7 protein-coding genes are annotated in these 8337 nt (G+C 41.4%); 5 read left to right on the forward strand and 2 right to left on the reverse strand.

Annotation, left to right across the window (positions count from 1 at the left end; translation table 11 throughout):
- Nucleotides 1-73 precede the first annotated feature (73 nt).
- Nucleotides 74-2032, forward strand: coding sequence for an AAA family ATPase (locus Q0438_RS06935; protein WP_299189399.1), 1959 nt, complete (start codon nucleotides 74-76; stop codon nucleotides 2030-2032).
- Between the two features lie 44 nt (nucleotides 2033-2076).
- On the opposite strand, the gene rpsO is transcribed toward Q0438_RS06935, so the two are convergent.
- Nucleotides 2077-2349 (reverse strand): 30S ribosomal protein S15, encoded by a 273-nt coding sequence (gene rpsO / locus Q0438_RS06940; RefSeq protein WP_297922003.1) that lies wholly within the window; start codon nucleotides 2347-2349, stop codon nucleotides 2077-2079.
- Nucleotides 2350-2453: 104 nt separating this feature from the next.
- On the opposite strand from rpsO, the gene Q0438_RS06945 reads away from it, so the two are divergent.
- From Q0438_RS06945 to Q0438_RS06960, 4 genes are all read left to right on the forward strand, one after another.
- Entirely contained in the window at nucleotides 2454-2867 is a 414-nt protein-coding gene (locus tag Q0438_RS06945; protein ID WP_299189413.1) for an Rrf2 family transcriptional regulator, read from the forward strand.
- Nucleotides 2864-3916 (forward strand): DHH family phosphoesterase, encoded by a 1053-nt coding sequence (locus Q0438_RS06950; protein WP_299189416.1) that lies wholly within the window; start codon nucleotides 2864-2866, stop codon nucleotides 3914-3916. The genes Q0438_RS06945 and Q0438_RS06950 overlap by 4 nt, the downstream gene beginning before the upstream one ends.
- The gene (locus Q0438_RS06955; protein WP_299189419.1) at nucleotides 3906-4154 is read left to right on the forward strand and encodes a hypothetical protein; all 249 of its coding nucleotides are present in this window, start codon (nucleotides 3906-3908) and stop codon (nucleotides 4152-4154) included. The genes Q0438_RS06950 and Q0438_RS06955 overlap by 11 nt, the downstream gene beginning before the upstream one ends.
- A gap of 813 nt (nucleotides 4155-4967) precedes the next feature.
- Complete coding sequence (locus Q0438_RS06960) at nucleotides 4968-5126, forward strand: hypothetical protein (RefSeq protein WP_299189422.1); 159 nt, start codon at nucleotides 4968-4970, stop codon at nucleotides 5124-5126.
- A 592-nt stretch (nucleotides 5127-5718) separates the two neighbouring features.
- Here Q0438_RS06960 and Q0438_RS06965 read toward each other — a convergent pair.
- Complete coding sequence (locus tag Q0438_RS06965; RefSeq protein ID WP_299189434.1) at nucleotides 5719-7986, reverse strand: molybdopterin-dependent oxidoreductase; 2268 nt, start codon at nucleotides 7984-7986, stop codon at nucleotides 5719-5721.
- Nucleotides 7987-8337 lie beyond the last annotated feature (351 nt).

Raw genomic sequence — 8337 nt, forward strand, 5'->3', positions numbered from 1 at the left:
CGTCGAGAGTATCTTTAAATGGGCAAATTTTATGAGCTTCGCGGCGTTTAAATAAATGGATTAGGAGGAAATAATGATTTTTGGCATGTTGATGAGGAATTATAAAAATTATACTGCTATAAATTATATATCGATGTTTTGCGGAGAGAAATTTGTGGCGTACTTAGGCGATAATGGCATTGGAAAAAGCTCGATACTAGAAGCGTTAGATACGTATTTTAATAACAAGGAATGGAATACGACGAAAGGGGTGGGCAATACTCCAGACAAAATTCCTTTTATAGCCTTATTCCATGTGCTTAAAAAGGACAGAACAGATGTTATTATAGCGAATTTGTATAACGATGCTGGGGAATATAAAAATATTATTCAAAAATATACAGATTATTTTAAAAATATGCTCGAAAGATCTGCAGAATCCAATGATACTGAAAATGAAGAAAGCCAAACCGATAACACAAAAAAACACAAAAAAGCTATTATGTCTGATCTTGTTAGCCTTAAAAAAATGCTATCAGATGATTATTATATATTTATTAGTGGAATAGCAAAAACTAGCAACGAGGAAAATGCGTGGTTTATATCTATCGATAACATATTAAAAGGATTACCGAATTTAGATACAAATAATAACATAGGAATAACTTGGGTAAACAACTTAATACGAGAATACTATTCTTATGTGTATATTCCTATAGAAATTTTAGTAGAAGATTTTACAAAAATATCAAATTTACAAATGCAAAAATTAATAGGGCTAAATATTAAAAATAATATCAAAAATCTTATAAGCCAAAATAATATACATAAAAATATTAATGAAGAGCTCAAAAATTTTATACAAAGCAATATAGAAAAATATTTAAATGGATACAAATACATAGGAGAAGGAAATAGAATAAATATATCGGAAGCCGAACTGGCAGAGACTATAATAGAAAAATATTTTAAGATTAAAGTTTTACACAAAAAAGAAGGTAAAGAATCTCCTATTCCGGTATATAATCTAAGTTCTGGCGAAAAAAGGCAGGCCCTAATAGATGTTGCCACAGCATTTATTAATAGTCAAGAAAATGAGAAAGAAATCATATTGGCTATAGACGAACCAGAATCTTCATTAAATTCTTCGAAAATCTACTATCAATTTGAAAAACTAAAAGATATTAGCGAAAGAGTATATGTTTTAATTACTACGCATTGGTACGGTTTTTTGCCAACCATAGAAAAAGGAATCGCTTATTATATAACAAAAAATGACAAGCAAAAAAATGAATTTTTAAAAATAAATTTATATAATCAGTTAAACAGAAGTTTTAAATTGCCTATCAATATAAATTTAAAAAGTAACAGTGAATTATTACACTCTATCATAACTTCATTGTATGCAGAAAAAGCATACAATTGGATCATATGTGAGGGTATTTCCGATAAAATTTATCTAAGCTATTTCCTAAAAGAATATATTAAGGGAAATAACTTAAGAATCATATCTATGAATGGAATTACAAATGTTATAAAGATTTATAAAAACTTATATTCTATTTTAAGCGATGATGAATTTAAGACAACGCAAGGGAGTGTACTATGCCTATGTGATACAGATAAAGAAAGAGAAAACGTTGAAAGCTATTATGTAGATAAAAATAATTTAAAATTATTTTTAATGAGGCTCTGCATAAAAGAGGATATAACCGACCTATCATCATATAATAATACCCAATATAAGGATGTTGTAACAATGGAGCATTGCCTTGATGGAAAGATATTTATTAAAACATTAAAGGAATTTGGAAACGATCGAATTAATAAGATATTTGAGACAACTGACTATCTATCGGATAATGACAGCTGTGTATTTAAGTATTTAAATCTAAGGCCAACCGATGAAAAAATTCTTCAAGATTTTATTGGAATAAATGGAAATAAAACAAATTTAGCAAACAAGTATATTAAAAATTGCGAAATAAATAAAACAGGAGCACCGACTTTTATTAATAAATTAATAAATAAGCTAAAGCTCAAAAAAACATAAGCGAAGAGTCGCGGCCAAAGCCGCGATACAAATATAAATCAAACTTATTTATCTCTTAAATTTAACTCGCTAACGAGCTTAGAATAAACTGCGTAGTCTTTATTTTTGAGATATTTCATCATTCTTTTGCGCTGACCTACTAGCTTTAGTAGTCCTAAACGAGATGAAAAATCTTTCGGATTTGCCTGGATGTGGGCGGTAAGAAGCGTGATCCTCTCGGTAAGAAGCGCGATTTGCACCTCCGCAGAACCCGTATCCTTCTCTCTTCTAGCGAATTTCGCAACTATCTGTGCTTTTTGAGCCGTGTCTAAAGCCATGATGACCTCCTGATCGGTAAAATAGGAAGCGATTATACTTAATTAACCTAAATTTTTGCTTTTTTGATGTAAAATGCACGCTTTGACACCAAAGGAGAAGATAAATGCTTTTTACTAAAGCAAGCGAATATGCGCTGCTTTCAATGATCTGTATCGCCGGCAAGAATGAGTCTATGGACGTGGATTCGATCTCTAGCGAGCTTGGAATTTCACGCAGCTTTTTAGCTAAAATTTTACAAAATTTGGCGCGCGCAAAACTTCTAAATTCTTACAAAGGCGCAAAAGGCGGCTTTGTGCTCGCGCGCAATGCGGATGAAATCACGCTAAGCGAGATCATCAAAAGCGCCGAAAGGCGCAAGGCGACGGTATTTGATTGCACCGCCGAGGGGATCGACGCTTGCCCGAACGGTCGCACGCTGTGCCGCGTCAATCTAATGTTCGGCGAGCTTCAGGAGAAGGTCGATGAGTATATGGATACGATCACTCTAGCAAACATCATCGGCAAAGAGCGCAAATGAAAATATATCACCTCAGCCACACCGATCTGGACGGCTACGGCGCACAGTTCGTCGCGGCGCACTACTTGACGGACGTGGAATTTTTCAACGCCAACTACGGCAAGGAGATAAACGAAAAATTTGAACTCATCCTCGCCGATATCGACGCAAGGCTTGCCGCAGGCGCAGACGAAAAAAGCCTAGTTTTAATCACCGATCTAAATTTACTACCCGCGCAGTGCGAGAAATTTAGCGGTGAACTGGCGCGCCGCAACGCCCGCGTGATCCTTCTGGATCATCATCAAAGCGGACTTGAGTGCGCGAAAAAATTCCCGTGGTATTTTTTGGACTCGTCGCGCTGCGCCACGAAGATAACGTATGATTTTTTCAGCGCGATGTTCGGCGGCGAGACGCGGCTGGATAAGCTCGTGCGCGTCGTAAACGCCGTGGATATCTGGCTGAAGGAGCAGAGCGAGTTTGAGCTCGGCAAGGTCTGCCTCGGCATGGTCTCGGGCGCGAAAGAGATCAATAAAATTATGTTTGAGCAGGAGAGCAGGGATTATATCTTTTTCCTGTTAGAAAAAATTTTTAAATTTCAAGACGAGCCGAATGCGCACATAGCGCTAGATAGCGCGCTGCACGGCATAAAGAAGGAATTTTTTAAAGGCGAGCGCGACGATACGCTAAGCAATCTCGTCTCGCATTTCGTAGTCGCCCGCCTAAGCACGCAAAAGCAGCGCTTCGAGATCAGCTACCTCGATAAAAAGGGCATTTTGACCTACAATATCGGCAACGTAAGCGTCATCGGCAACGATTTTTTGACGCAAAATCCCGATATTGATTTCTTTATCGACGTAACGAGCAAAAAAACGCTCAGCTTCCGCGCCGACGGCAAGATCGATGTTAGCGAAATGGCAAAGCTGCTCCTCGGCGGCGGCGGGCACGTAAACGCGAGCGGCGGGATGTTTGCGGGCTTTAAGGACGCGAGCTCGTACGAAGCCGTAAAGGCGCAAATCGTGGATCTGATCGAGAAAAAAACCCAAATTTCAAAGGAAGAAGATGAAAGCTAATGACGAAAAAATCGCCGAGCAAGACCTCATCTACGAGATCAATATCCTGCTTGACGCGATGCTGCTTTATGCGGGCGTGAAGCGCGAGCGGCTCGCCGACGCGGCGCAGCTCTACATCGAAAATATCGACACGGTGCTTGAAAACTCGGACGCTAGCGGCGCGGACGAAGTGATCGCCGTGGTTGAGTTTTTGCGCGGCAAACACGCGGATCTGTTTGAAAACAAACCCTCGGCGTAAATTTTAAAATTTTAAAATTTAGCCGACGGCCGGCTTTTATCGGATTTATTGACGCCATAAAGCTAGTAACCGCGGCCTTGCCGAGCCTGATCGGCTTTATTTCAAAACGACTTTTATCTGGTTTTAAAACGGCTACTCACCGTAAAATTTTAAGCACTCGGGCGCTTTAAATTTAGCAGAGCTTAAAAAAAACCATTTGACTGCTTTAATATCTATTGAACGTTTTTAAATTTACACAAATTTCTTTACGACGGCTACCGCTGCCGACTGTTTAAATTTATTTAGCGCTCTAAATTTAGTGGCGACACAGTGAGCGCTGTCCGTAACTGATTTTTGGTGAAATTCGTCGCTCTTCTAGTCCTCGCCGTCCATTTTGCAACAGCCGGTTAAATTTAAAACTCCAATGCGCTATTTTTTCCAAGTCTGATCTTTTTAAAATTTTATAGATATTTAGAAAAATACAGCACCGATTTGTAGCGTAATTAAAATTTTACGATTTTTGCGGCGGTAAATTTAAAATCGTAGAAATAATTTTAAAGAAGCCGAGCACAATTATAAAATTTAACGCGGACCCAGTCCGCACCGCTAGCGTCGCGCGGGTGGGGGTTGGTAAGGGGGCGCCCCGCTAACTTCTGAGCGCCGCCCCCTTACTGGTCATGTATGGCACACAACGTCAACGTAAATATGCATAAATTTTTTGGAATTTAACTGATAAATTTACAACTTAAATTTAAAGCGTCGCTTTACCTTATAAAATTCCGTTTAAATTTTAGCTCGTGATATCGTAATCTTGGGACAGGAAGGGAGCCCCAATTGCGAGGTCACACTTCTTGCAAGACGCCGCCTCCGCAGCACCGCATTGTTCTGCTCGCCCGCAAGCCCCACCCATCCCCCGACGACGCTTTAAGCGGTGCAGGCTACGCCTGGGTTAAATTTATAAGGTGGAGCCTGACGCACAAAAACTATGCGTAAAACGTACTCGCATTAAATTTAAGCTATAGGTGCCGCTCGCTCTGCTTCGCTGCGCTCGCAAGAAACGTCGCAGGCTAAAGCCTTGCGTCGCTACACTCGTTTTGCGAGGTGCTCCCCTTCCCCCTTAAAACCCCCTAACCCCTGGCGCGCTCAAGGGGGCGAGCTTTCAGCTCGCGTTAAATTTAAATTGTAGCGTGCGCCGCATATTTGAAATTTTAAATTCTACGTAAAATTTAAAATCATGAACTACAAAGTATTTCGGCGCGGCGGGTATAAGACGAGGGTAAATTTAAAATTTAAGCGCGGCGAGCCATGAGCCAAGATAAAAACCCAAGCCCGAAGCTCCCACGAAATTTTATAAAGCAAACAAGCAAATTTAAAAAGAGCGATTTCTCAAACCGACGAATTTTAAAATAATGGATTTCCGAGTAAGTCAATTTAAAGATAGTAATTTTCCTAACTAGCAAATTCCCAAACGAACGAATTTTCAAACGAACTGTTTTGAATCAAAAGTTGAAATTTTACGCATGCAAAGCGCATAAAAAAAGCGGACCGCGCTAGGCGATCCGCTGCGTTAAATCCCGCTTTATAATTAGAATTTAATCGGATGGTGGTGGAAGTCGTCGTAAATAACCTTGTTGGTCTGGAACTTAATGCGCTTAAGCTCGCGGATACGCAAGAACTCCGCCTCATCGATCTTTTTAATCTGAATCGCCGCCTTAAACGTAGGAGTTTTGGCGATTAGATCCCAGCCGCCGCTCGTTAGCTCGTTGCAGCAGCTCTCCCAGTAGTGATAAGACATCTGAATGATACCATCCATTATACACTCGGTGATGTCCGCCTTGATCGCGATATAGCCGTAGCGGCTCCACGCAACGATGAAATCGCCCTGTGAAATTCCGTATCGCTCGGCGAGTTTCGGATTCATTTCCGCAATCGGTCCTATCGCGTCGCCGCCCTGCTCGACGGTCTTAGAGCGCCTAGTCATAGCGCCTCCTGCATACTCGTAAACCTTACGCGTAGTTAGAAGCTGGATCGGGAACTCCTCGTCGGTCTTCTCATCGACCGAGCCCGCCATTACAGGATAATCTTTCGGCATATTCATACGCTTTGCGAATTCCTCTTTGGCGCTTTCGATCTTGCTCTTATCGTCCACGAATAGCACAGGGATGAAATTTCCCTTGCCGTCAGGAGTAAAGAATTTCTTATCAAGATACAATGCAGGTCCGCCCATAGAATTCTCATCAGGGCACGGCCAGTGAAGTCCGTGATATTTTTTGATGCGGTAATAGCTCATACCGCCGTAGTTGTGCGGAGCTACTCTGCGCACCTCTTCCCAAATTTGCTCAGGAGATTGGAACGTAAAATGATCCCCGAGACCCAAGCGTCTGGCAAGCTCGCAGATGATCTGCCAGTCTTGCTTGGCTTGTCCCGGAGGCGTTACTACGATCTCGCTGTGCTGTACGCGGCGCTCGGCGTTGGCGTAAGTACCCTCTTTCTCGCCGCTACAAGCCCCAGGAAGTACGACGTCCGCCTTGCGGCTAGTCTCGGTTAAGAATATATCTTGGATTACATACATCTCTACCTCGGAGATCGCGCGTAGGAAGTGGTTTGCGTTCGGATCGGTCATAACCGGGTTTTCGCCCATCGTCCAGAAAAATTTTACCCTGCCATCAAGTATCGCATCCGGTACTTCGGTCTTGTGGATACCGATCTTGCCATTTAGATGGCCTTTCGGTAAATTCCACTGCTGCTCGAACCATGCGCGTGCGTTCTCATCGGTTACGGCTTTGTAGCCGGTAAAGACGTTAGGAAGCATTCCCATATCGCAGCATCCTTGGACGTTTTCTTGTCCGCGGATCGGCAGATCGCCGCTTCCGAGCTCGCCTACGTTGCCTGTTATGAGCATTAAATTTGAAATGTCGCAAACTGCGCCTACGCCGTGGTTGAAATGGGTTACACCCATTCCGTGGGTAATTACCGCAGGGCGAGTAGTAGCGTAAATTCTAGCTGCTTTTCTGATATCTTCCGGATTTAGTCTCGTATATTTCGCTACGGCTTCCGGAGAGTAATCTTTTACCGCCTCTTTTACGTATTCAATACCTTTGGTGTATTTCTCAACGAATTCGTGATTTACCAAGTCCTCGTCGATGACGGCGTGGATTAAGGCGTTGATGACTGGTATGTTATGCTCCGGCTCAAGCTGCAAATGCACGGTAGCGCGGTTTGCAAATTCTGTTTTTACCGGGTCGATAACGATAAGTTTAGCGCCTCTATTCAGCGCTCTTTGTACGTGCATCGCGACGATAGGGTGACCGTTTTCAGGGTTCGAGCCGATCATCATAATGCAGTTGCTATGAATTCCGATCTCCGTAAAGCTATTTGTGGCAGCTCCGTTTCCGATTGTTTTAGCAAGTCCTGCTACTGTCGGAGCGTGTCAAATGCGTGCACAGTGATCGATATTATTCGTGCCTAAAATTCTAAGCAGCTTCTGCGCTACGTAGTTATCCTCATGCGTGCAGCGCGCGGAATAGTTTCCCGCTATCGCGTCGGCGCCATATTTTTCTTTGACTTCTAGCATTTTTTTAGCAACCAGATCAAGCGCTTCGTCCCAGCTAGCTTCGACCAAATCGCCGTCTTTGCTAAATTTACCGTCCTTTTTTCGGATCAACGGTGTCGTAAGCCTATCTCTCGAGCCTACGTAGTTCCAGCCGTAATATCCTTTCAAACACAAACATCCCTGATTTACGGGGTTGTCACCTACGCCGACCGCGGATTTGATGAAGTTGTCTTCAGCGGTTAGCTCGATTTGACAGCCTGTGCCGCAATAAGGGCATATGACCTTGCCTTTATTCGCCATATTTTCTCCTTTCGAAAATACTGATATGCAAAATTACCATATATGCAATTTCGGCAGAATTATATAAATTATTGCCTAAAAATAAATTGAAATTTTGTCTTAAGCAAAAAGAATTTTTTTAACCAAAATCGAGAATAAGTGAAGGAAATTTTAATGATAATTTAAATTTCAAAAGTATATTGCATACTGAAATTATAGTGATTAAAAGCTAGTGACAAATTAATTTTATTTAAAGAATTAATTAGTTTTTAAATTTAAGCAAAAAGTGCAAATTTATCAAATAAATTCAAAATATCGTCAGATAAATGACGGAATTTTTTTAACGACTTAAATATAATTACCCCAAAATTT

It is taken from the genome of uncultured Campylobacter sp., from assembly GCF_938030785.1.
Taxonomy (GTDB): domain Bacteria; phylum Campylobacterota; class Campylobacteria; order Campylobacterales; family Campylobacteraceae; genus Campylobacter_B.

Coding starts and splice junctions, on each gene's coding strand:
- Q0438_RS06955 (WP_299189419.1), top strand. CDS start 3,906: ATGAAAGCTAATGACGAAAAAATCGCCGAGCAAGACCTCATCTACGAG.
- Q0438_RS06950 (WP_299189416.1), top strand. CDS start 2,864: ATGAAAATATATCACCTCAGCCACACCGATCTGGACGGCTACGGCGCA.
- Q0438_RS06945 (WP_299189413.1), top strand. CDS start 2,454: ATGCTTTTTACTAAAGCAAGCGAATATGCGCTGCTTTCAATGATCTGT.
- Q0438_RS06935 (WP_299189399.1), top strand. CDS start 74: ATGATTTTTGGCATGTTGATGAGGAATTATAAAAATTATACTGCTATA.
- rpsO (WP_297922003.1), bottom strand. CDS start 2,349: ATGGCTTTAGACACGGCTCAAAAAGCACAGATAGTTGCGAAATTCGCT.